Here is a 22,259-nt window from a genome sequence, read left to right as displayed (position 1 = left end):
TATAGCCATCTATACCGCTATAAAAAAAGCAGCAATAACAAGCCGGACCTGTCGAGGTCCGGCTTTTTCTTTAACGCGCGCTGCGATAGTGTTACATTCCCTCCTGTCTACCTTTACGCTGCAGATTCATTTTACAGCCCCAATACCACAATACCTTAAAAATGGTATCCACAACATTTTCAGCTACGTAACACAACATTTTATAAACCCCAAAACCTACAAGCATGTCAACCCGACTACTAACGGCAGGTTTACTCCTGACCACTTTTGTTCTCCATTCCTGCGGAGGAGGCAAGAAAAAAACGCCAGATCAGAACACCCTCAAAGCCCCGGCTGTTGTTACTGAGTTTGAACGTAACCCTCCTATTGCTACGAACATCAGTGTAAAAGCACTCAAAGAAGCGGTTAACGGTAACAATGTCCTGCTTACAGCTACCTTTCGTCCCGGTCAGATCAGGGACAATGTGCACTCCATTGTTGTGAACGATGAAACACTCTCACTCCGTGACGACGGAAATGAAGGCGATGAGAAAGCCGGAGACGGCGTTTTCTCTATTGCTGTCAATGAGAATCTTGAGGAGTTCAAAAAAGAGCTCATTGCGATCCAGGACGCGAACCTGGAAAAGCTGAACAAGCGGGAGCATTTGTTCAGATGGGCCGGCAGGTCTGCCACGGTGATCGATAACCTGGTGAAAGAAAACAATGTGAGGAACCTGGATTTCGTTAAAGGCGCGAACATTAATCCGGAGTTGTTCAAGCTGATCCCTGATCCTGAGTTAAGAACACGTTCACTGATGATCACTGATCTGGGCGTGATTGAAGATCCTGACCGCACGTTTAATCCCTGTACGAAGAAAGGTAATCCCAACGGGGTATGGACCTTTGGTCATCTGATCACACAAATGGCCAATACGCCTTCCACCGGCATTAGTGTAACGGACCTCATTCAGTCCTGGCTGGAAAAATGGATGGCAGCGCAAACCATCAATACTGATAACGTGCCTGCCCGTACTGCCATTTTCAACCAGGTGATCCTACCCTGGTTACAGAAAAGTAACCCCGGGGCGATCATTACGACCGCTAACTGGAAAACATTTCCGTTTGATCCTACCTTCGCCCCTTTCCGGCTGCTGGCGATAGTCAACCGTCTTGACCTGCGTGGTAATAGCGGCTATACGATCAGCAACGCGGGAGAAGGCCGTTTTGTGTTTGGCGTATTGAGCTCGAGCTGTACGCCATTGCGGTTTACCGCCATCCTGGAATACGGCATTCCGAAAAACAACTGTAAGGAACTGCATGAATTTGCCCAGCAATGGTGGGACCTGAAATCACTGGTACCAGGTACGGGTGCATATAATAGCGCTTTACAGGCTATTACAGACCAGTTCACTCTTGCGAACACCAGTACATCCAAACCAAACGGAAGCAGCTTAAATCAGCTTAGAACGAACGAAATTGCGCTTTCCCGTCCCTGGGAGCTGAGAGAGTTCGTAATAGGCAAAAAAGGCGTCTTTGAAGAGGTGACCGTTAAACAGGAACCGGCATTGAAATTCAACAGGATATCAGGAGCTACAGTTGCCAATCAGCAAGTGCTGGCCGTATATGCCAATACCAATCAGCCTGAAATTCTTGACCAGACCTACGTCATACCGAACGTCGATCCGATCAGCTCACTGAACTTCCTGGGAGGCAAGGCACATACCGTTACTGCCGGTCATTTCTGGGATGCCTCTGCTACTGCAGGTCCTGCTTTTATCACGAACGATACGGTACGTCATCTTCTTTCCGTGAATACCTGTAGTGGATGTCACGGAGGAGAAGCGCGTACAGCTGTGGGTAACCTCATTAACGACCCTGTTGGTGTTTCCCATGATCCTTTCCTGCAGATAGCACCGAAACCATTTGGCACCAAACCTACCCTGGCGGCCTTCCTGACAGGTGATCCATCTCAGCCGGACGGCTTGTTCCGGGTAACTGATCCGGCAGGCAGACCAACAGGATCACCTATCCAATGGACGTTCAATGACCTGGCCAGAAGAGCGGAAGACCTGGAATTACTGGTGAAAAAAGGTTGTGGGAAGTCTAGATTGAAGGAAATTGTGGGTGTGTTATCGTTTAAACCATTGAATGCCACTCACTAATAACAGTATTTCATAAGGCGGCTCAATAATATTATTTTAACATTGCTGGATTTTACACTGAATTTCATTAGCTCACACCAGGACAAACCTTGTACTATGGATACTTTAACCCAGTATCAAGCATGGACTTGAGGTGGAGTTAAGGTGGACATGAGCTGGACTTGATCAGGACCTAATTCAGAGAAGATAGTATTATAATAGGGTGTATCATGCAAAGATACACCCTATTATGATTTTGATTTTTTGGGGCTTAGAACTTATTATAGCCGGTAACGTGTTAGACAAACTGCGGACTAAAAAAGGTGCTGAAGCCCCCGTATGAAAATACACTATACGATTATGGCTAACAGGCTCACCATCAAAATAAACAACTCCAACAATTACAGCAATAGCAATGGAGGCGGTAGCTGTAACATAGTACTTGATTGACCTATAATCTGGTCTCTTTTTTGACGGTCGTTTTGATTCCTCTATTATCCGTAATAGTTGCAATGCGATTGCACCCAACATACAATAGTAAATTGGAGATTGAAAAAATGCCATACAGTTTTGGAAATTTTTAAACTATTCTATCAGTAACGGCGCTTAATAGCTTTTGCCAAAAAGAGGCTCTCTTTCTGTATACATTACGAGTGGTAAAAACAGGTTCCCCATCTTTTTCTCTATAAGATGCCTCTAAAAATTCCCTTGAAGACAAAACTATTTTTACTACATCATCCAGCTTGATCCTGGAGGATGTTGCGATTTCCCCTAACGTTTTCCAATAGTCATCGGAAGCTTCTTCAAAAGAATTTAAAATTGTCTCCTTTTTTCTTTCCATTAAAGCATTCATAACGTTCATTTAATTAAATTAATAAAAACTGAATCATAGAGGGAATTACACTTCAATACGTTCAGACAGTATCAAAGTCTGATTATCCTTGAAATAGATAACAATCGTCTTAAAATAATATTAAGGGAATCAATTTGTGAAGAGGGCCTAATGCCGGATTCTTTTGGGCCAATGGCTATATGTAAGCAATATCATACTTTTTCCTGAATGAATAAAAAAAAGATCCCTTGAAAGGATCCTTTTTTATTCATTCAGGAAAATTTTAGTCTGTACAATATTTACTACTTCTTAAAAAACCTGTTAAAGTAAAACAACTGATACATGATCGAATTGCTCCAATAGTCCCAGCTATGCCCGCCCTCGCGTTCGATATAGTCATGTGAAATACCTTGCTCGAGTAAACGCTGATGTAACTGACGGTTCACATCGATGAAAAAGTCCTTTACACCACAGTCTATAATCAATGAGAGAGAATCGTTCTTTAAACCCGACAACTGGTTTACTACCACGTTTTGATCCCAGTTACTTTCATGCCCTCTGTAAACTCCCAACTTTGCTGCTAATTGCCAGTTATTAGGGAAAGGTCGAAAATCCACGCCCCCACTCATACTGCCTGCAGCACCAAAAGTATCCTGGTGACGGATGGCAAGATACAATGCCCCATGTCCGCCCATACTCAGACCGGTAATAGCGCGATACTTCCGGGAAGTCTTTGTGCGGTAATGCTGATCGATCCAGGATGGGATCTCCCTACCTACATATGTCTCAAAACGCACGGCGCTATCCACGGGACTGTCCAGGTACCAGCTGTTAAAACCACCATCGGGGAAAACCAGTATTTCCTGATAAACATCTGCCATGGCTACAATTGCCGGGATCTTCTTTACATAGTCGCTATAGTTTCCACTATGACCGTGCAGGATATATACTACAGGATAACGTTCCTGCTTATCCTTATAACTATCAGGCGTTACCACTACACACTTAATGCTCTTGTGCATAGCATTGCTAAAGATGTCAATTGTATCCACGCTGGCAGCCTTTGTAGTCAAAAAACCGCTTAATATCAACAGCGTTCCCATTATAAACTTCATAACCAGAATTTTGCTTTAAAATAATCCCTTTAGATGATGCCTGCAAATTAATAGCCTGAATTTGGTTTCTTTTAATTACTTTTGATATCATAATGATATCAAAACAACATTACTTATGGAAAAGATCATTAAGCCTGTATCGGGCTACCTCGCTATTGTTATGGCCCTGGTCACCCTCCCTTTATCCATCGTCTTTTTTGTAATGATGGGACAAACCGGGAATTCCGGTTTTTTCTTCCTGGCCGCCATTTTTTTTATTGCCTTTATCTTCCTGGTCAAAGGTATCCTGATCGTGAACCCCAATCACTCGCGCGTGCTGACCTTCTTTGGTAAATATATCGGCACTGTTAAGGAAAACGGCCTGATGTGGGTCAACCCATTGTATAAGACAGTACATCTGTCTTTAAGGGCGCATAACCACAACGGACAACAGTTAAAAGTGAACGACAAACTTGGAAACCCTATCGAAATTGCTGCTGTTATTGTATGGAGAGTAAGTGATACTTACAAAGCATCCTTCGAAGTAGACAACTACCTGCAGTATGTAAATGTACAGAGCGAAGCGGCCGTACGTCACTTAGCAGTAAGCTATCCCTACGACAGGATGGAAGAAGAAGGCTCAGAACAAGATATCACACTGCGGGACGGTGGCGACAAAGTAAATGAGATGCTGGAAAAAGAGCTGAATGAACGTCTCGGCCCGGCAGGTATCACCGTGCTGGAAGCCCGTATCAGCCACCTGGCTTATGCCCCTGAAATAGCAGGTGCGATGTTGCAACGTCAGCAGGCAACCGCTATCGTTGCTGCCCGTACCAAGATCGTGGAAGGTGCTGTTGGTATGGTAGAACTGGCACTGGACAGGTTATCCCAGAAAGATATCGTGGTATTGGATGAAGAACGCAAAGCGGCCATGGTATCTAACCTCCTTGTAGTGCTTTGCGGAGAATCAAAAGTGTCACCTGTTGTCAATACCGGAACGCTGCATCAATAATCTGTAAATTTGCGGTATGGCGGATAAGAAATCATTTGTATTAAGGATAGACAGTCAGACTTATGATGCATTGGAAAAGTGGGCTGCGGATGAATTTAGGAGCATCAATGGTCAACTGGAGTGGATCATCCACCGCGCCCTTAAAGAAGCTGGAAGAATGCCCAAAAAAGGCCCTTCGGAGAAGGAGAAACCTGGTAAAAAATAAAAAGGAATGCCGCGAAAATTATTCGCGGCATTCCTTTTTATGATCGTTTATCTTGATCGTTTATTTCTTCGCTTTCTGCATTGGGTTACCACCTACAGACGCACCACGTACGCTCTGTGACTGACGGAACAATTCGAAACGGGAAGGTGCTGCAACACGTGGCCAGCTGTTGTTGGACTCATCGATATCAGCAGTTTCACGTTGAGGGTCCAGTTTAATAGCTACTACTTCTTTATCTTTTGCAAATACCTTGGATATATGCTGCTCGCTCTTGCGCCAGATATAAGCGGAGATACGGTCAGTTTCCTTAGTACCATCTGCATATGTCCATTCGATGATCAATGGCATTGGCAGACCGCCTACGTTTGAGAAAGATACTTCGTAGAAGTTCTTCTTGCTATCGTACAGGCGCTTTTCTTCCGGTGACAGACCTGCATAGAACGCATCATAAGTTGTTTTGTCTTCCGGAGTTACTTCAAAGCGGTCCCATTTAACATAGAAATCCTGCAGGGCTGTATCCTGATCTACGGCAAACTTCATTCCCGCTGCCTTGTTACGTGCACGGGAGATATGATCTGCAGCGCGGTCATATTTTGCTTTTGCTTCAGCCTTGCTGATCTGTGGTTCTTTTGTATCTAAACGGAACAGTTTCACGCTATCGAGAGAGATATCAACAGGTTCGATACCAAAGAACCAGCCACGCCAGAACCAATCCAGGTCTACTGCAGAAGCGTCTTCCATTGTACGGAAGAAGTCAGCAGGAGTAGGATGTTTAAATGCCCATCTGCGTGCATATTCGCGGAAAGCGAAATCGAACAGTTCCCTGCCCATGATAGTTTCACGCAGGATATTTAGGCCGGTAGCTGGTTTTGCATAAGCGTTCGGTCCAAACTGCACGATATTCTCAGAATTAACCATAATAGGTTCCAGCTGATCTTTCGGCATCTTCATGTAGTCGGTGATCTTGTAGGCTGGTCCACGGTTGGAAGGGAAGTTATTATCCCACTCCTGCTCAGTCAGAAACTGGCAGAAAGTGTTCAGACCTTCGTCCATCCATGTCCACTGGCGTTCGTCAGAGTTTACGATCATCGGGAAGAAGTTGTGTCCCACTTCGTGAATGATCACACCGATCATACCGTTCTTAGTGCTCTCTGAATAGGTACCATCCTTTTCAGCACGGCCATAGTTGAAACAGATCATCGGGTATTCCATACCGTTCGCAGCTTCCACAGAGATAGCTACAGGATAAGGGTAAGGAATAGTATGTTTGGAATACGTTTTAACAGTGTGCGCTACAACTTTGGTAGAGTAACGGTTGTACAGCGGATAAGCTTCAGGACCATAATAGGACATCGCCATTACCTTCTTACCTTCCACGTTGGTAGCCATAGCGTCCCATACCAGGCGACGGGAAGATACCAGGGCGAAGTCACGTACGTTATCAGCCTCATATACCCATGTTTTACGGCCTGTAGCATGTCCCGCAAGCGCTTTCTTAGCCTCGTCCAGGTTTACCACTTCCACCGGCTGCTTTGCAGATTGTGCCTGCTGCCAGCGCTGGAACTGTGCAGGAGTCAGTACTTCTTTGTAGTTCTGACATTCGCCGGTAGCACCTACTACGTGATCGGCAGGTACATTCATACTTACCTTGAAGTTGCCGAAGGTCAGTGCAAACTCTCCACGACCGGTAAACTGTTTGTTCTGCCATCCCTGGAAGTCGGAATACACCGCCAGGCGAGGGTACCACTGGGTGATAGTATAGAGGTAGTTTTTGTCTTCTGCAAAGTATTCATAACCTCCGCGGCCACCTTGAACCATACGGTCAGAAATGTTGTACCACCACTCTACCTTAAAGCGGAGCTTCTGGCCCGGCTGCAGGGTCTGTGGCAGATCAATGCGCATCATGGTCTGATTGATCGTATAAGATAAAGTCTTGCCGCTTTCGTCGGTCAGCTTTACTATATTCATTCCAAATTTCTTGCTGCCCGGATTACCAAGTATACCATTTACGGTACGCATGCTCATCTTATCGGACATAGAGCTTGGATCAAAGCTGTTGTTATCGCTTTTCAGATCGTGCTCATTTTCATCCAGCTGTAACCAGATGTAAGTCAGCGGATCAGGCGAATTGTTGTAGTAAGTGACAGTTTCCGCACCTGTAAGTTTCTGCTGCTCATCGTCCAGCGTAGCGGTAATGTCATAGTCGGCCCGTTGCTGCCAGTATTTTGGACCGGGCGCTCCGGAAGCAGAGCGGTATTCATTAGGATCTGTCAGCATAGTACCCAGCTGCTCAAAGCGGTTACCATGATTAGAACCTGGATTTTGCGCCTGCGCCAGTGCCGTCATAAAGCATAGGGCCAGTGCCAGTTTGAAGGATTTCTTTCTCATAAACAAGTCTATATTACAAAGGTTAGCAGCTGGTTGATACTGCTTACTTAACCAATCAATTCTTTATACCGCTCAACGGCCATCATTAAAGCAACGCCAAAAATGGCGGAAGAAAGAAACAGGTTCCAGTCCCTCCGTTTAACGTGCCCGATATTCACAACAATAGCGGCCAGTACAAGTACGCCTGTCACTATTAGGATCTGACCAAATTCCAGCCCCAGATTAAAGGCCAGCAAGGGTTTGACAATATTTGTCTGCGACCCGAGCAAACTTTTCAGGTAACCTGAAAAACCCATTCCATGTATCAGGCCAAAAAATCCTGCAAAAAAGTAGTTGATCTGTATTTTCGCCGGAACGGCTTGCTTCCTTACAATGTTTGAAAAAGCAGTAATAGCGATTGTTACAGGTATCAGGAATTCTATCAGGCTGCTCTTGATATAAACTACATTCGTTACGCTCAGTGCAAGGGTAATAGAGTGACCTATCGTAAAAGCCGTGACCAGCACCAATACTTTTTTCCAGTCGTTCAGCAGGTACACAGCACATAGCGCAGCAATAAATAATATATGATCCATCCCCTCCAAATCGACGATATGCTGCCACCCCATCTGAAAATACATCACAAACTCGTTCATTAACCTATATTTGTTGCCAGTTTCAGTAATTATACAAAGGTCATTTTAAAATTTAAAATTTTTTAGGCAAGTGGGGGTATTATTATTTAAATGGTTGATTACGGCGTGGGCGTCTTTCCATCCTTTCTATGTAAGCGTCACTGAAATAGCACATGATAAGTCCAGGAATGAGTTACAGGTAAGCTGCCGGATCTTTGCTGATGACCTGGAAAATGCAATAAAAAAGCAATATAAAGCGCCCCTTGACATTATACATCCGGCCAACAGGGCTGTCGCCGATAGCCTGATATCCGTTTATCTTTCAAAACATTTGTTTGTAACAGCTGATGGTAAAACTATTCGCCTGCAATATCTTGGTTATAAGATCGAGGAAGAGGCGGCCTGGTGTTTCCTTGCGGCTGAAAAAGTACCGGTGTTCAAACGTGCTCACGTCAGGAATGATATCCTTTATGCCGAACATCCGAACCAGATCAATATGATCCACGTGATCCAAAACGAAGTGCGCAAAAGCACCAAACTGGATAACCCTAAAGCGGACGCCGACTTTGACTTCTGATCATCCCGTTTTTCTTCTATCGCCTGTCAATAAATTTGATCGGCTTCCTGCTGCCTTCCGGGAATTGCATTTTCATGATATCTGACTGGGAAACATATCGTACCTGTGGAATAACCCTCAGTTTTGCCTGAAGATAGGAACGTATCTTCCGGTCTATGTCTTCTGTTTCCGCTACCGGCCAGAGATGCAGCAATATTTCGTCTGTACCTATTTCGTTAGAGAATACTTCCACTACAAATTCACGTACTTCCTCCATATCATTCAGCAGATCAAAAAGCGCAGGTGGGTACAATGTAGTTCCCTTGTATTTGATCATTTGTTTCCGCCTGCCTATTACGGGCGATAAACGCATGGTGTGCCTGCCGCAGGAACAGGGCTCATCATAATAACGGCAGATATCCCCGGTCTTATAGCGTAACAGGGGCATCCCTTCTACGCCGAGTGTAGTGATGGTCACCTCTCCGTCTTCGCCGGGACCAACAGGCTGGTTATTATCGTCCAGCAGCTCTATGTACAACAGTTCAGGATGATGATGTCCTCCCTGGCCTGTCTTACACTCTGTAAATGCCGTCTGCATTTCTGTAGAGGCATAGGTGGAATACAGCTTGATATCCCACTGTTCAGTAATCTTCTTTCCCAGTACGTTCAGGGAGAAATCCACATTACGGATATTCTCTCCGATACATACCGCACTTTTCACGGAAGAAGCGTTGATATCGATATTATGCTCTTTGGCAAAAGCGATGAGTTTCACAATAAAGGATGGTACCGCAACTATAGTAGTCGGTTGTATACGACGAATGTTTTCCCATTGCAATGAAGGAACTCCCGGTCCTACGCGCAATACGCCGGCCCCCAGCTTGCGGATACCGTTATAATAGGCCATACCAGCCATAAACTGACGGTCCAGTGTCAGCATCAGCTGGTAAATATCGTTTTCTGTACCATCTGCACAACAAAATGAGATGTATTCATTGTAACTAAGGCGCTCCTGGTCTTTCTGCGTCAGCGCAATGATAACAGGATGTCCAAGTGTGCCGGAAGTGGTCGTATATTCTGCGATCTTGCTTTTATCCACACATAAAAAATCCCAGTTCTGCTCCTGCAGATGCTCTTTGGTAACAGGCGGGATCAGCCACAGATCATTCAATGATTTAACGGTAGAGGGCTGAATACCATGTTTCACAAACCATTCCCGGTAAAAGGGAGAAAACTCGCGCAGGTATCCCAACAGGTGAAGTACTTCTTTTTCCTGGAATTGCCTGATGGCCGTTTTTGACTGTAGTTCGATGTTGGGTATATACATGGGCTTCAGTTTTCAGATCTCTATTACCACCATGGCGACTGCCATTGTTTTTACATGGGATAAAGATACCAGTATCTGTTTAATCTGTAATTCATTATAGCAGGAAGCGGCATTGCCTATCAGCTGTAATAAGGGCTTTCCCGTTTCTTCATTGCGAACCTCAATCTCGTTGAAGTTGATCTTTCCATGCCCCCAGCCTGTGCCCATTGCCTTCAGAAAAGCCTCCTTGGCTGCAAAGCGGGCTGCATAACTCTCGAAAGGATTTACCTGTGCCTCACAGTAATTTTTCTCATGCGGAGTAAATACCAGGTCCCGAAAACCGGTTCCCTTTTCCATCTTAACCGCGATGCGGTCTACTTCCACGATGTCGGTACCTATCCCGTAGATCATGTTATTTACTTTTAGCGCACTTCTCCAATTGTTTGCGGATATGATCTTCCTCCCCTTTCGTTGCAATCACTTTGGTCAATGCTTTCTGATAATACCCTTCTGCTGCCTGATAACGTTTGTGTTTGAATTCATAGTCGCCCGCCAGCACATAAGCATGGTAGTACTCCGGATTAAGACGGATAAGTTGCTGTACATCTACCTCTTTCCCATCCATGATATCTGCCTTCATGGCTCTGAAGGCCACAAAAGAACGGTAGTCCTGCGTTTGCAGGAAAGGATCCGCAGCGATTGTCTTCGCACTGTCGTAGATCTCGTGGTCATATTGCAGTCCCTTCATATTGAACACAGAGTCCAGGTTATAAGCGACGAACTTGCCTAACTGCCAGGGAGCAGTCGATACCCACACCATCTTCTTCTTCGGTTCAAATACCACTGCATGGTGTGCAATTAGCTGGTTGATCGCACGCTCATTACCCATTCCGATATTCTCTCCATGCAGGCCGTAGCGGTCACGCAGGATGTCGACAGTTTTCTGTGGAGTATTCGGACCATGTTGCTGTAATAACTCAGACAAACGGTTAAAACGGTAACCGGAAGAAGTTTCGTCCCGTTGCTTAATATTCTTTTCTTCCTTTCCCAGTGTAGCTCCCTGAAAGTGGTTGGTACAGGTGATGAATTGATCCTTCGGATCGTACATGTCCATTTTTTCAGGCGTTTTCTCGATAATAGCTGCACGGTTATCTTCTGCGGAACCTACCAGGAAAGATTCTGATACGAACATCTTATGCTTCTGAGCAATAGCCCATGCTTCATTTATGTTCTTTGCATACTGCAGGACCTCTCTTGCTACCAGCGATACTGGTGTGGCAGAGCCTGTGGGGATATCACTTTTATCGGCATTAATGGTAACCGTCAGTCCTTTCTCATTCATGCCGGAAGCTACACCGGTGAAGCCGCCCCAGGTCACCATCATAAAACGGTAACCCTTTTCAGGTTTATAGAACGCTACTATCTTATCTTCAGCAAATTTATCTCCTACATAAAAGTCGAAGTTACGGCCGATGATCAGGTTACTATCGGCGGAGGCGCCGTTCCAGGTACCGAAAGAGGTACAAGCCACCAGCGCCATATTCTGCAAGGCATGGCCTATGTCGTGCGCTGCATGATAATTCAGAATACGCTCGTAATTGGTACCAATGAAGTCGTACCTGTCAGATGCGGAAAAAGAGATCCCATAGATCTCCTCTTTATTTTCTTCAGCAATATTATCTGCCAGATGCCTGTTAAAGAACCCTACAAAATAGCGGAGGAATTTCAGGTATGACTGGGAAGGGATCATCTTCTTGATCTGATCAGTGAAATGATCTTCCTGTCTCTGTATCAGCTCTGCTGACAGCTTACCTTCCACCACTCCCCTTTCAAAAGGTTTTCCTTCTACATACATTTCGTACAGGCCGCTCTCACTTTTGCGGAACCAGCTATTACCCAGAGTGTAGCTGGTACTGTCAAGCGGTTTACGCTGCCATTGAAGGGATTGTTTATCAGCTATCTCAGGCGGGGCTATATGCGATACACTGACTACATAAATAACCAATATGATCAGTAGTAATACAATAGTGCCCGTTATATACAACAGCGCCCTGCCCAGTCTACGCCATCCGCTCCGTTTTTTCCCCTTTTTCAATGACATCTCTCAATTTAGTTTATGCTGCGTTAATATCGTTTATAAGCTTTTCCATGCCCAGCAGTACCGAACTTGTGACCACTGCTGTCATTGTAACCCCTAAAATTCCATGCAAGTTCAGGTTTTGCCCGGTAAGATACAAATTGGGCAGCCGGGTAGCTGCCGAGATCATCGTTTTTAACGGATCTTTGGCATCTTTGGCGATGCCATACATACTTCCTTCCGGCATAGCCAGGTAATCCCTGTATGTCAATGGCGTAGATGAATAATACGCATGTATACAGTTGCGAAGTCCGGGATACTGTTTTTCCACTGCATCCAACAGCTTCTCGGACTTTTCCTTTTTGAACTCCTGATAATCCGCATTCCGCTCATCCGGCCGGGAATCAGTATTAAACGTGTCCTGCCAGCGCTCCACATCCGCGTAACGCATATAGGTCATGATGGAAATGTTGTCAGTGAACTGTTCTTCTTTTGCACCGGCAGCTACAAACATCGCATAGGTGCTCGGCCAGTTATCTGCCGTATAGTTAACGCCATCCCAGGCGTTATCCGAATCATGATGATAGTAGTTATAGTTCTGATAAGGAAAGGACCCTGGCTTCAGTACTACATTGAGCATAAACGTGCCTGGTGTATTCTGCAGAGCACATAACCTCGCTTTGTAGGCCTGCCGCAGACTGATGCTCTCTGTCATTTCCATGGTCTTAGCAGGATGCAGACCGGAGATAAAATGCCTTGCAGTGACCTGTTCTCCACCTGCCAGTACGATATGATCTACCTTACCGTCAAACTCGACGATACGCACAACTTCCGTGTTCCGGATGATGTCACCGCCATTTTCTTTAATCACTTTATTCAGGCCACGGGAGATCTGGGAACCACCATCTACACATTTCCAGGAGCTTTCTATGTAACTATGCTGGATAAGGGCATGCACATAAAAAGGCGTCTTGCACTGTTCACCCGCATACAGCATATTATTGCCAGCCAATACATGTTGCAGCCGTTCGTTTTTCGTTATACTGCACAGGAATTCGTGAGTATCCAGCCCCATGATACCTTCCTTCTCACGATAGTCGCCCATTCTCAGATTGAACAACGGGAACTTAGCACACACTTCCTGCATTTTATCCCAGTACGCATGCAGTGCGTCCTTCTCGCCCGGAAAATCCTTCAGCAATTGGGTTATGAAATTATCATAGCCCTGGGCTAATTTATAGACCTTCTGCTCATTGCCAAAATGGATATGATCAAATCCGTCGGTATCTAATTGGCGCAGTTTCATTTTATCCATAATACCCAGGTAGCGGAATACCTGATTCAATGTTTCTCCTTCTCCCAGTCCGCCGATATAGTGCACACCTGAGTCAATAATTGCTTTATCACGCGAAAAAGTTTGCAGGCAACCACCTATCTGGCGGTTCTTTTCATAGATACATACTTTGTAACCATTCTTGCTGAGAATGGCGCCACATACAAGGCTTCCGAGGCCACTGCCTATTATGATTACATCATACTGCATGTACAGGGGATAACTTTTTGATAATGAAAATTACGTTGGAGGTATATTTTGTATTGTCGATCTGCTCCATTACCGCGCCATTTGCTGAAACAATTTCCCGTATGCGGGAAGAAGAAAAGAATGACAACGGTTTATCCTTGGTCTTGTTAAATCCGATCAGTTTAGTGGAAAAGAACTCTGTCAGCTTAGTGCCTTCATGTCTTTCTTTCAAATCGCTATCTCCATCACGTACAATGATCACACCATCGGGTCCCAGTTGGCTGATACAGGCAGAGAGTACCTTCTCCTGTTCTTCAGGTTGCAGGTAGTGCAGCACATCACTTATCACGTAAGCATCATACTGTTCAAATGCATAATTGGTCACATCTGCATGCGCAAAGTTGACATGTTCATTTCGCATGTAACAATGCTGTGCGGTGATGATCTTTTCTTCGTCATAATCGATCCCTTTCATTTCACGCTCTTCTGACAGCCAGTGCAGCATGTAACTCATGAAGCCGTATCCGCAGCCAACGTCCAGGATACGTCCTTTTTTGGGCAACAGCTGATCAAACAACGCATAGTTACCTTCCAGCTTCGTTTTAATACGCATGTACCATTCCAGTACAGGCCCTTTATAAATATAGTTATAGATCAGCTGTTCCCTGAAATAAACGGGCACTTCTATTTCCTGGCGCAGTTTTTCATACTCAGCTTTAAAGTAGCGGCTGATCTGTTTAGTACGTGCGGTATAATTATCTCCCCAGGCGTCGGCACCGGCCTTGATCCTTGGAAGATACTTCACCGTAATGGAGCCGTCTTTCAGCAGGAAATCATTCTTGCTCATGGTGTATGCCGTACCATGTAAGACAATAGGCAGAATGTCCAGGCCCATTTGTTCTGCAATATAAAAAGCACCCTTATGGAAGCGTTTGATCGAAGCATCAGAGGAACGGGTACCTTCCGGATAAACTACAATGGAATATCCCTCCTCCACTTTCTTTCTCAGCTTCTCAATGCTACCTTCCGCTCCTTCTGCTACCGGATAATAATCTCCCATCCTTACCACGGCGCCGAACACCGGAGAGTTCCATACCCACTCACTTGTGAGCAGGATCACTTTTGGGTGTAACATTGTTGACACCAGGATGTCCAGGAAAGACTGGTGATTACTGATAATCACAGCAGGAGTTTCCAATTTCTCTCCCAATGGATTAATGATCTTCTTTTTCACGTTTCCCATAATGAAGATCACTGACCGTGTATAAGCTGATAAAATGCGATGATATATGTATTTTGCCTTTTCCTTTTTCTTAAACGGATTGAATTTCACCAGCACCCATCCTATTACTGTCAGCACCAGGCAACCTGAAGTAAAGTAAGCGAATGCGAACACTGATTTCAGCCATCCGTTCAAGGTCCATGGCGCTTTTCCTTTACGTGTACGGTTGGTGATAAGCCAGTTGAAGAGGAAAGGGATCATTACCTGCGAGATCAGCACCACACATCCGATACCGATGATAGAGATCAATGCGATTGAACGCAATGAAGGATGTTGTGCGAAGATCATTACCCCCAGTCCCAATATTGTGGTAATAGCGGAAAGGAAGATGGAGGTACGGAATGAGGAAAGATTATCTTCTCTTCCGGACTTATATTGCTGTAGCAAACCGTCCATGGTGAAGATGCTGTAATCATCTCCGAGGCCAAAAATGAATGTACTCAGAATGATGTTAACGATATTGAACTTAATGCCGAACAGTCCCATAATACCTAATATCCACACCCAGCTGATAAGCATGGGAATAAAGGTGATCAGCGCCAGCTCTATCCGGCCGTAAGATATCAACAGGGCAAAAAACACCAGTAAAGAAGTCATCCATGCGATGCTGTTAAACTCATTACGGATCACTTCTGCAAGGCGATTAGCCACGTATTGTTTATCGAGTACCGTTGTATGTTCCTGTTCTCCGAGTGCTTTATATACTGCTGCTTTCTGTGCAGGGTCTACCTTCAGCAAGGTGACCAACGATACACGGTCTTTCTTCTCGGTGATAAAGTCGCCCAGATTGCCGGAACGCAAAGCCTGTAGGTCACTATCCGGAATTGGCGTAAAATCCTGTTGCAGCCATTGCGCGAACGGATCAAATGCAGCGGCCCTAAAACCAACTACAGGCCCGTGCTGCTGCAGGTAATTGACCAGTTGTTGTTTCTTTTCAGTTGTCCAGTATTTATTCCACCGTTGTATCCTTTGCTGCTGTTCATGCTGGGACATCAGTAAAGTATTCACACCTGCATATTTCTTTATAACACCTTGTTCCTGTAACCGGTGCACCATTGGTAGCAAACGTTCACTATTCTGCAATGCAGCTTCCATGTTTGCACCATCGGTAACCAGGTAGATGGATTGTGCAGTGTATGCATTGACCTGGTTGAACTTCGCTTCTGCTGCTTTTAGTTCAGGACGCATGAAGTTCATACGCATCATGTCGCTTTCAAAGCCAACCTTACCTGCTGTAAAGAAGAAAACAACTGTTAGTAATATAATGGCGCCTACCAGGTATTTATTCTTTTCCGGTTTATATGCAGAAAGTTTGTCCAGCCAGTTATGGTGTTGTACTTGCGGATGTTCCGATTGTTTTCCCAGCACGATCCAATGAGGTAAAAAGATCAGTGAGAACAAGGCGGCCCCTATCAGGCTGAAGGCAGCGAACAGGCCAACATCCTGTAAAATAGGCGACTCCACAAATTGCAGGCAAAGGAACCCTCCTACAGTCGTAAAGCTACCAATGGTCATAGGTGTAGCCAGGTCACGTATCACTTCACGAATATCAGGCAGGTGACGATAGTGGTTAAATACATGCAATGAATAATTCACCGCAATGCCTAATACCACTGCTCCCGCTCCTAAAGCGATCACCGAAATACTTTGCTGTACAACAGCAACTATCGCCAGTGAAAATAAAGCGCCAAATACTACAGGTAGCATTACCAGCAATGGCGCGCGTTTTTTCCTGAAGAACAAAGCGATCAATATTATCAGCAATACCACAGTAATGCCCTGCGTCAGCAAAGTGTCCTGCCGGAGCTGTGTTGCATTGCCTGCAGATACAGCAGCTGCGCCGAAAAAAGATGCTTCAGTAAAAGCGGAACTTCCCTGTAGCGAGTCTATTTCTGTCTGTAGCCCTTTCAGTAGTACCACATTCTTTGCCGTAGCGCTGGCGGGATTAACAGGAGTAATGAAAAGTAATAAATGCCGCTGGTCTTTGCTCATCACAAAACCATCATATAACTCAAACTGCTCATCATACTGCAGGTGTTGCAGCTTTTTAATACCCACCCAGGACATGCCGGTAGGGTCTGAAGCAATTACTTTCTTTACGACCAGTCCGGCGGGTGAGATCAGTGTGTTATAATTATTTTCCAGGGTCTGCTGCAGCCTGTCAGGCATGATCAGCGAGTCGATCTTCTGATAGTCTTTTTCTTCCAGGAATACCGGCAGGTGTTGCTGTATTACCTGCATCAGGTCGAGCACTGCAGCATCCTCTATCTGGGCCTGAAATTGTTTGATATAGGGTGCATATCGTTCGTTTACACGGGCTGTCAGTGTCTGTGCAAAAGCGGTCAGGCTATCCGGTTGAGCTGCCTGTGTGGTATCTTTTTGTGAAATGGTGATCACCAGCTTGTCGGCAAACCGGGAATCGTTGAACACCTGTTGTAGTTTATCGAGCTTTTTATCCTGCGGCAGGATACGGGTAATATCTTCTTCCAGTTCAATACGGGACGCGAAGTAACCGGCCAAAACAAAACAGGCGATGGTACAGATCCATAGCCAGGCCTTGCGCTGTTGAAAGAAATTATATATGCTTACAAATAACTTACCCATATCAAATTCATACTGAAGACTTGCTGACCTGTTTCACAGGATCTTTACGGAAGATGGACAGCATTACATAAACAATCAATGAAGCCAGTAACCCTGCAACTATTGCCAGTGTAACGGCCCCTGTAAGGTATTGAAACAAATTCTGCGTGATCATGTCCAGAGAAAGATTGCTGGTAAGTGGTGGCAGGATACTGCCATCCCGTATCCATATCTTTCCTGTAGCAAAACTGGCGAAGATCACAAAAGGGATCATCGGCGGCAGACTGATATGGCAGAACATAAATACCAATGCCTTGTTCAACCTGAATAATACAGCCAATGCCATAGCCGTTACCATCTGGAAGCCCCAGATAGGTACGATGCCCATAAATATGCCGAAGCCTACGGAGAGCGCTTTCCGTGCATTCGTTTCCTCCTTGTTCAGTACATGTTCGTACCACATCATCCGCCAGCTTTCTGCTTTGAACAGAAAGCGGATAAAATCACGCGGTTTGATATAAAGGAACGTAATAAATACCAACACCGTATTCAGTACGCTGATACGGGAGAAATCCCTGAAAGGACGAAAATGAGACACTCTTTCCCCGGCAGGTGGATAATATACTTTAATAGGCGCCCAATCAATTTTAACACCTTTCCAGGCGCTGCGTACCAACACTTCTATTTCGAACTCATACTTGGTACACCAGAAACACATCTTTCTCATGGCATGAACAGGATACAGGCGATAACCGGACTGTGTATCCGGCGCTTTCAGTCCTGTTTCCACATAGAACCAGAAGTTAGAGAACTTATTAGCGAAGGTGTTCTTACCCGGCATATTCTCCTGTTGCAGGTTACGTGCGCCGATTACAATAGCTTTACGCTCTGTGTTCAGCTTTTCAAGCAATACAGGCAGGTCAGAAGCAAAATGCTGACCATCCGCATCCATGGTGATGACATATTCATATCCCTGGTCAACAGCAAAGCGGAAACCCCGACGCAAGGCAATACCCTTACCCCGGTTGGCAATATATTCTACTCTTTGTATCTGCGGAAAAATATCGAGTATAGCAGCGGTGTTATCCGTGCTGCCATCGTTTACGACAATGACATGCGTGGTATAAGAGAGTACATCTCTTAATACCGCCTCCAGCGTTTTGGCGTTGTTGTAGGTTGGCACCAGTACAGCTGCCTTATGCGCGGTGAACTGGTCATGATATGTTGTTGTTTCGATCATTATGCATCAACAAATGTTCCCTGGAATTTCATAAAGGTGAGCGCCTCATATTTCAATGACGCAGTCACTTTTATTTCTCCGTCCTGCAATTTGTACTGAACACTGACTTCTACCTGCGGATTTGCGGTAGGATCGATCATGTTCAGAAACTTCATATTGGACGCTTTTTTTAATATCACTTTCTTTTGCACCAGTCTCTCCAGCAGCTCCTGAACGGTCTGCATCATGCAAACTCCAGGCACGACAGGACGACCAGGAAAATGTCCTTCGAATACAGGATGTGCTGCATTCCATAAAACCCGGTAAGTACCGGTTTCACCAGCAGTCTGCTCCTGCTCAAGTGTATATAGTTTTCCTGCTAACATTATTTCTGTACGCGTTGTAATGATATATTAAAAGTGAAGCCCTGATGACGGATAGCTATTGTATCCGGCACACCTGCCTCATAATGTCCCAGCCATACTTTTACCACCGGTTTGCGTTTGGATGACTTCTCAATTCGTTCCAACCGTTCACAGGCAGCATCAGTTATATAATAATTATTGCCCTTTTCCGTAGGCACTACGGTATAGCGATAAGTACTGTCTTGCTTCACCTTTGCCTTACTAAGATCCGGGCGTAGCAATACCAGTTCAAAATCACCACGCAGTGTTTTCACTACTGCTTTTTTATCCATCTTTGGCAGCATATAATGTTTTACAAAACCGCCATCCTTTGTGAATTCAAAATCAAAGAACTTAAAGCCCATCTCATTGGCAAACACTACACGCAAACTGCTGTCTGGCATTTGCTTAAAGAAAAGTAGGCCGCTAAGATGATGCTTCAGTATATCCACCTGTGTACTATACAATGTGTTGGCAAACTGCGGACGGAATTTCGTAATACAGTTCACATCACCACTGGTTTCCTGCAGGTTTTTATATGCAGAGCTACAACCGGACAATAGCCCCATCAGCAGTATACTATTTAACAGCAAAGACCGCATCTGGAATATTTACGTTCAGTTGTTTATGTAAAAAGCTGATGCTGGTATCATCGCCACCTGCTTCATACATCTGTATCTTCGATACGGAATAATCCTTCTTGTCTACCAGCAGATGAATGGATTTGAAATACTGCGCCAGAGATTTGTTCACCGGCGTCATTTCCAGCAGGTAAGCCTGCCCATTCTCCAGGATGCGGGTATTGAAATCAGTATTATTCACCACGTTTCCCTGCACACAATCTACTGTGATCTTATTGATCTGTTCAAACAGTTTATTCCCTTTGGTGGATACACGGTTCTCTTTCTGTCCGTCTTTTGTTTTGATATCCTTTCCATTCATCACCAGCAAGTAATAAGAAGGTTGCATGTATTCCATACGTACCTTGTTTTCTTTCCTGAACCAGAACTTACCTTTGGATACGATCTTATCAGATAACATGCTCAGGTTCTTCTCCTGCACAAAATCGCACTGAATGGATTGTGTAGCCTGGGAAGCTTTTGCAAACTGCTGTTTGAAAGCCGCTGCATCTGCTACCGGCTTAAAGCCCGGCTGTTGTGCCATTGTCGTTATGCCACATACTATACTACCCAATATCAAAAGCCATCTACGCATAAGCGGGTATGTTTAATAATTTGTCAATTCTTTCAATGCGGTATCCTTCCTTTTTCAGATGTTGCAGCAATAATGGCAATGCCTGTACTGTTACTTCCATCGAGTCGTGCAGTAGTAATACTGCTCCCGGTTTGATACCCTTTTTGATCCTTTCCAGCAGCTGATCCTTGTCTTTCGCTACCGTATCCAGTGAACGGATGTTCCAGCCAATAGGCAAATAACCACCTTTTATGATCGCTTTGGCCAGGTTCGGGTTCGTCACTCCGTATGGCGGACGGAAAAGCCTGGGCCTTCTCGTGGTTACACTTTCCACGACATCGTCCATCTGTTTTAGTTCAGCCAGCATTTTACCGGAACCGAACATATCAAACCAGAAGTGATGGGAGAAACTATGGTTTCCTATTACATGTCCTTCTGTATCTATACGACGCAAAAGTGTTTCATTCCCCTCTATCCGGTTGCCGATGCAAAAGAATGCCGCGGGCACCCGTTCCTGTTGCAGTATGTCCAGGATCTCCGGCGTGTGCTTTAGCAAAGGACCATCATCAAATGTAATAGCAATGACCTTTTCATTTGTTCTGGCAGCACATAATGCTGGTATATAAAAATTTGACCGGATATTAATGGCTCCCCATACCAGCGCCGCCACATAAAGTATTGGCGGGAACAGCATGATCCACCAGGGCAATACTGGCCATAAGTTATGTCCCAGCCATACGGCTGCAAGCATCACTAACAGGCTGATATTTGCAGTACGGAGCGTTAGCATACCGACAGCAGGATCAATGAGTGATGCGTTTGTTTATACTGATTGTAGATCAGGATCTTCTCAAACTTTTCCGGTACTTCCCCCTTGAACATAGCAGCAGCGGCTACCTGTTGTTCTGCCAGTATCCGGCATCCCATCCACATGCCAAAAGAAGCGGCGGTAGGATATTCTCCGCAGAGGTGTTTAAAGGTAGCTACCGGTTTACCTGCCATAATGGTATTTTCCACATGCTCATACCACTCATCTCCACTGGCATCACCATTACGGCCGTTAATGAACAGACTGACTTCCGACTGACTGCAATTATGCGCTGCCATGAAAGCGTCAATATCAGCCGAAATTTCGGCTTTCCCTGCCGGTTTGTACAAAGTGGTCAGTCCGCTCAATCTGGCCTTTGTATTAGGCCCTCTTTCCGTTCCCAGCACAAAACAGGCGGCGCCCTCTCCTGCCACGGTACCATGCGTATCGCTTTTCAGCAATTGTTCATGCGTAACAGGGACTTTCTTATAAATGTCAAAACGGGAAAGGATATTAAAACTGTGATTGGTCAGCTCGTCCATCGCACCGGTCAGAATGCTGCGTAAACGGCCTTCTCTCAGTATCATCATGCTGTCAAGCAAAGCGCTTTCGAATGAGAAGGCTTTGTGGACAAACGTATTATTGTAACCGTGACAACCCAGCATCAGTGCGATCTGTCCGGCTACGGTATTGTGAGTGGACTGGATGAACGCTGTAGGCGTTAACATCTCTTCCTGCTGATTGATCATTTTTGAAAGGAACACGCCGGTATCGTCAAGGCAGCCATAGGCTGTACCCGTAATGATCGCGTCGGGTTTTTCCACTCCTGCTTCCTGCAGGCTGAGTTTCGCCGCAGCTACGCCCATTTTGATAACGCGGCTCATGCGACGGATCAGCTTCACATCTATCCATTGCTTGTAATCAGGTTCCCAGGCTTTCAGGCGTGCCCCTTCCCAGGGCGACACCGTTGCCGGTAATGCATTGCCAGCCGCAGTTTCCTGTGGTGACACACAACCTGTTCCTTGTATATAGATGTACATATG

Annotated in this window: 19 protein-coding genes; 4 read left to right on the top strand and 15 right to left on the bottom strand. The window is 45.3% G+C overall.

Annotated elements, in window-relative coordinates; all coding sequences use genetic code 11:
• The first annotated feature begins 224 nt into the window (after positions 1-224).
• A complete protein-coding gene (locus C7475_RS18920; protein WP_110054946.1) occupies positions 225-2,141 on the top strand; it encodes a choice-of-anchor X domain-containing protein in 1,917 nt (638 codons plus the stop codon).
• Positions 2,142-2,700: 559 nt separating this feature from the next.
• On the opposite strand, the gene C7475_RS18915 is transcribed toward C7475_RS18920, so the two are convergent.
• Together C7475_RS18915 and C7475_RS18910 are read right to left on the bottom strand one after the other, a co-directional pair.
• Complete coding sequence (locus C7475_RS18915; RefSeq protein WP_146217591.1) at positions 2,701-2,973, bottom strand: hypothetical protein; 273 nt, start codon at positions 2,971-2,973, stop codon at positions 2,701-2,703.
• A gap of 281 nt (positions 2,974-3,254) precedes the next feature.
• Positions 3,255-4,067, bottom strand: coding sequence for an alpha/beta hydrolase family protein (locus C7475_RS18910; RefSeq protein ID WP_110054944.1), 813 nt, complete (start codon positions 4,065-4,067; stop codon positions 3,255-3,257).
• 115 nt (positions 4,068-4,182) lie between these two features.
• Between C7475_RS18910 and C7475_RS18905 the strand changes: the two genes are divergently transcribed.
• Both C7475_RS18905 and C7475_RS18900 read left to right on the top strand, forming a co-directional pair.
• The gene (locus tag C7475_RS18905) at positions 4,183-5,058 is read left to right on the top strand and encodes an SPFH domain-containing protein (protein ID WP_110054943.1); all 876 of its coding nucleotides are present in this window, start codon (positions 4,183-4,185) and stop codon (positions 5,056-5,058) included.
• A 16-nt stretch (positions 5,059-5,074) separates the two neighbouring features.
• Entirely contained in the window at positions 5,075-5,263 is a 189-nt protein-coding gene (locus tag C7475_RS18900) for a hypothetical protein (protein ID WP_110054942.1), read from the top strand.
• A 60-nt stretch (positions 5,264-5,323) separates the two neighbouring features.
• On the opposite strand, the gene C7475_RS18895 is transcribed toward C7475_RS18900, so the two are convergent.
• Together C7475_RS18895 and C7475_RS18890 are read right to left on the bottom strand one after the other, a co-directional pair.
• Positions 5,324-7,651, bottom strand: a complete 2,328-nt coding sequence (locus C7475_RS18895) for a M1 family metallopeptidase (protein ID WP_110054941.1) — start codon at positions 7,649-7,651, stop codon at positions 5,324-5,326.
• Between the two features lie 47 nt (positions 7,652-7,698).
• Positions 7,699-8,286 carry a HupE/UreJ family protein gene (locus C7475_RS18890; protein ID WP_110054940.1) on the bottom strand — a complete coding sequence of 196 codons (588 nt, stop codon included), beginning with the start codon at positions 8,284-8,286 and terminating at the stop codon, positions 7,699-7,701.
• A 70-nt stretch (positions 8,287-8,356) separates the two neighbouring features.
• On the opposite strand from C7475_RS18890, the gene C7475_RS18885 reads away from it, so the two are divergent.
• Complete coding sequence (locus C7475_RS18885; RefSeq protein WP_110054939.1) at positions 8,357-8,842, top strand: DUF6702 family protein; 486 nt, start codon at positions 8,357-8,359, stop codon at positions 8,840-8,842.
• Positions 8,843-8,858: 16 nt separating this feature from the next.
• Here the strand turns inward: C7475_RS18885 and C7475_RS18880 are convergent, their stop codons facing one another.
• From C7475_RS18880 to C7475_RS18830, 11 genes are read right to left on the bottom strand one after another with little or no spacing between them, the layout of a single operon-like run.
• The gene (locus C7475_RS18880) at positions 8,859-10,148 is read right to left on the bottom strand and encodes a phenylacetate--CoA ligase family protein (RefSeq protein ID WP_110054938.1); all 1,290 of its coding nucleotides are present in this window, start codon (positions 10,146-10,148) and stop codon (positions 8,859-8,861) included.
• A 12-nt stretch (positions 10,149-10,160) separates the two neighbouring features.
• Entirely contained in the window at positions 10,161-10,538 is a 378-nt protein-coding gene (gene acpS / locus C7475_RS18875) for a holo-ACP synthase (protein ID WP_110054937.1), read from the bottom strand.
• 1 nt (position 10,539) lies between these two features.
• Positions 10,540-12,228, bottom strand: coding sequence for a C45 family peptidase (locus tag C7475_RS18870; protein WP_110054936.1), 1,689 nt, complete (start codon positions 12,226-12,228; stop codon positions 10,540-10,542).
• A gap of 13 nt (positions 12,229-12,241) precedes the next feature.
• The gene (locus tag C7475_RS18865; protein ID WP_110054935.1) at positions 12,242-13,747 is read right to left on the bottom strand and encodes an NAD(P)/FAD-dependent oxidoreductase; all 1,506 of its coding nucleotides are present in this window, start codon (positions 13,745-13,747) and stop codon (positions 12,242-12,244) included.
• Complete coding sequence (locus tag C7475_RS18860) at positions 13,737-17,612, bottom strand: trifunctional MMPL family transporter/lysophospholipid acyltransferase/class I SAM-dependent methyltransferase (protein WP_110054934.1); 3,876 nt, start codon at positions 17,610-17,612, stop codon at positions 13,737-13,739. The genes C7475_RS18865 and C7475_RS18860 overlap by 11 nt, the downstream gene beginning before the upstream one ends.
• 7 nt (positions 17,613-17,619) lie before the next feature.
• The gene (locus C7475_RS18855; RefSeq protein ID WP_110054933.1) at positions 17,620-18,831 is read right to left on the bottom strand and encodes a DUF2062 domain-containing protein; all 1,212 of its coding nucleotides are present in this window, start codon (positions 18,829-18,831) and stop codon (positions 17,620-17,622) included.
• Positions 18,831-19,196 carry a 3-hydroxyacyl-ACP dehydratase gene (locus C7475_RS18850; RefSeq protein WP_110054932.1) on the bottom strand — a complete coding sequence of 122 codons (366 nt, stop codon included), beginning with the start codon at positions 19,194-19,196 and terminating at the stop codon, positions 18,831-18,833. Before C7475_RS18850 ends, C7475_RS18855 begins: the two co-directional genes overlap by 1 nt.
• Positions 19,196-19,816 carry a hypothetical protein gene (locus C7475_RS18845; RefSeq protein ID WP_110054931.1) on the bottom strand — a complete coding sequence of 207 codons (621 nt, stop codon included), beginning with the start codon at positions 19,814-19,816 and terminating at the stop codon, positions 19,196-19,198. Before C7475_RS18845 ends, C7475_RS18850 begins: the two co-directional genes overlap by 1 nt.
• A complete protein-coding gene (locus C7475_RS18840) occupies positions 19,794-20,429 on the bottom strand; it encodes an outer membrane lipoprotein carrier protein LolA (protein WP_110054930.1) in 636 nt (211 codons plus the stop codon). The genes C7475_RS18845 and C7475_RS18840 overlap by 23 nt, the downstream gene beginning before the upstream one ends.
• The gene (locus tag C7475_RS18835) at positions 20,422-21,198 is read right to left on the bottom strand and encodes a polysaccharide deacetylase family protein (RefSeq protein WP_110054929.1); all 777 of its coding nucleotides are present in this window, start codon (positions 21,196-21,198) and stop codon (positions 20,422-20,424) included. The genes C7475_RS18840 and C7475_RS18835 overlap by 8 nt, the downstream gene beginning before the upstream one ends.
• On the bottom strand, positions 21,192-22,256 hold the full coding sequence (locus C7475_RS18830) for a beta-ketoacyl synthase N-terminal-like domain-containing protein (RefSeq protein ID WP_233259896.1): 1,065 nt from the start codon (positions 22,254-22,256) through the stop codon (positions 21,192-21,194). Before C7475_RS18830 ends, C7475_RS18835 begins: the two co-directional genes overlap by 7 nt.
• Positions 22,257-22,259 lie beyond the last annotated feature (3 nt).

The organism is Chitinophaga sp. S165, from assembly GCF_003182155.1.
Taxonomy (GTDB): Bacteria; Bacteroidota; Bacteroidia; order Chitinophagales; family Chitinophagaceae; genus Chitinophaga.
Note: the sequence above shows the minus strand (reverse complement) of the source record. Positions and strands in the feature narration are given on the sequence as shown.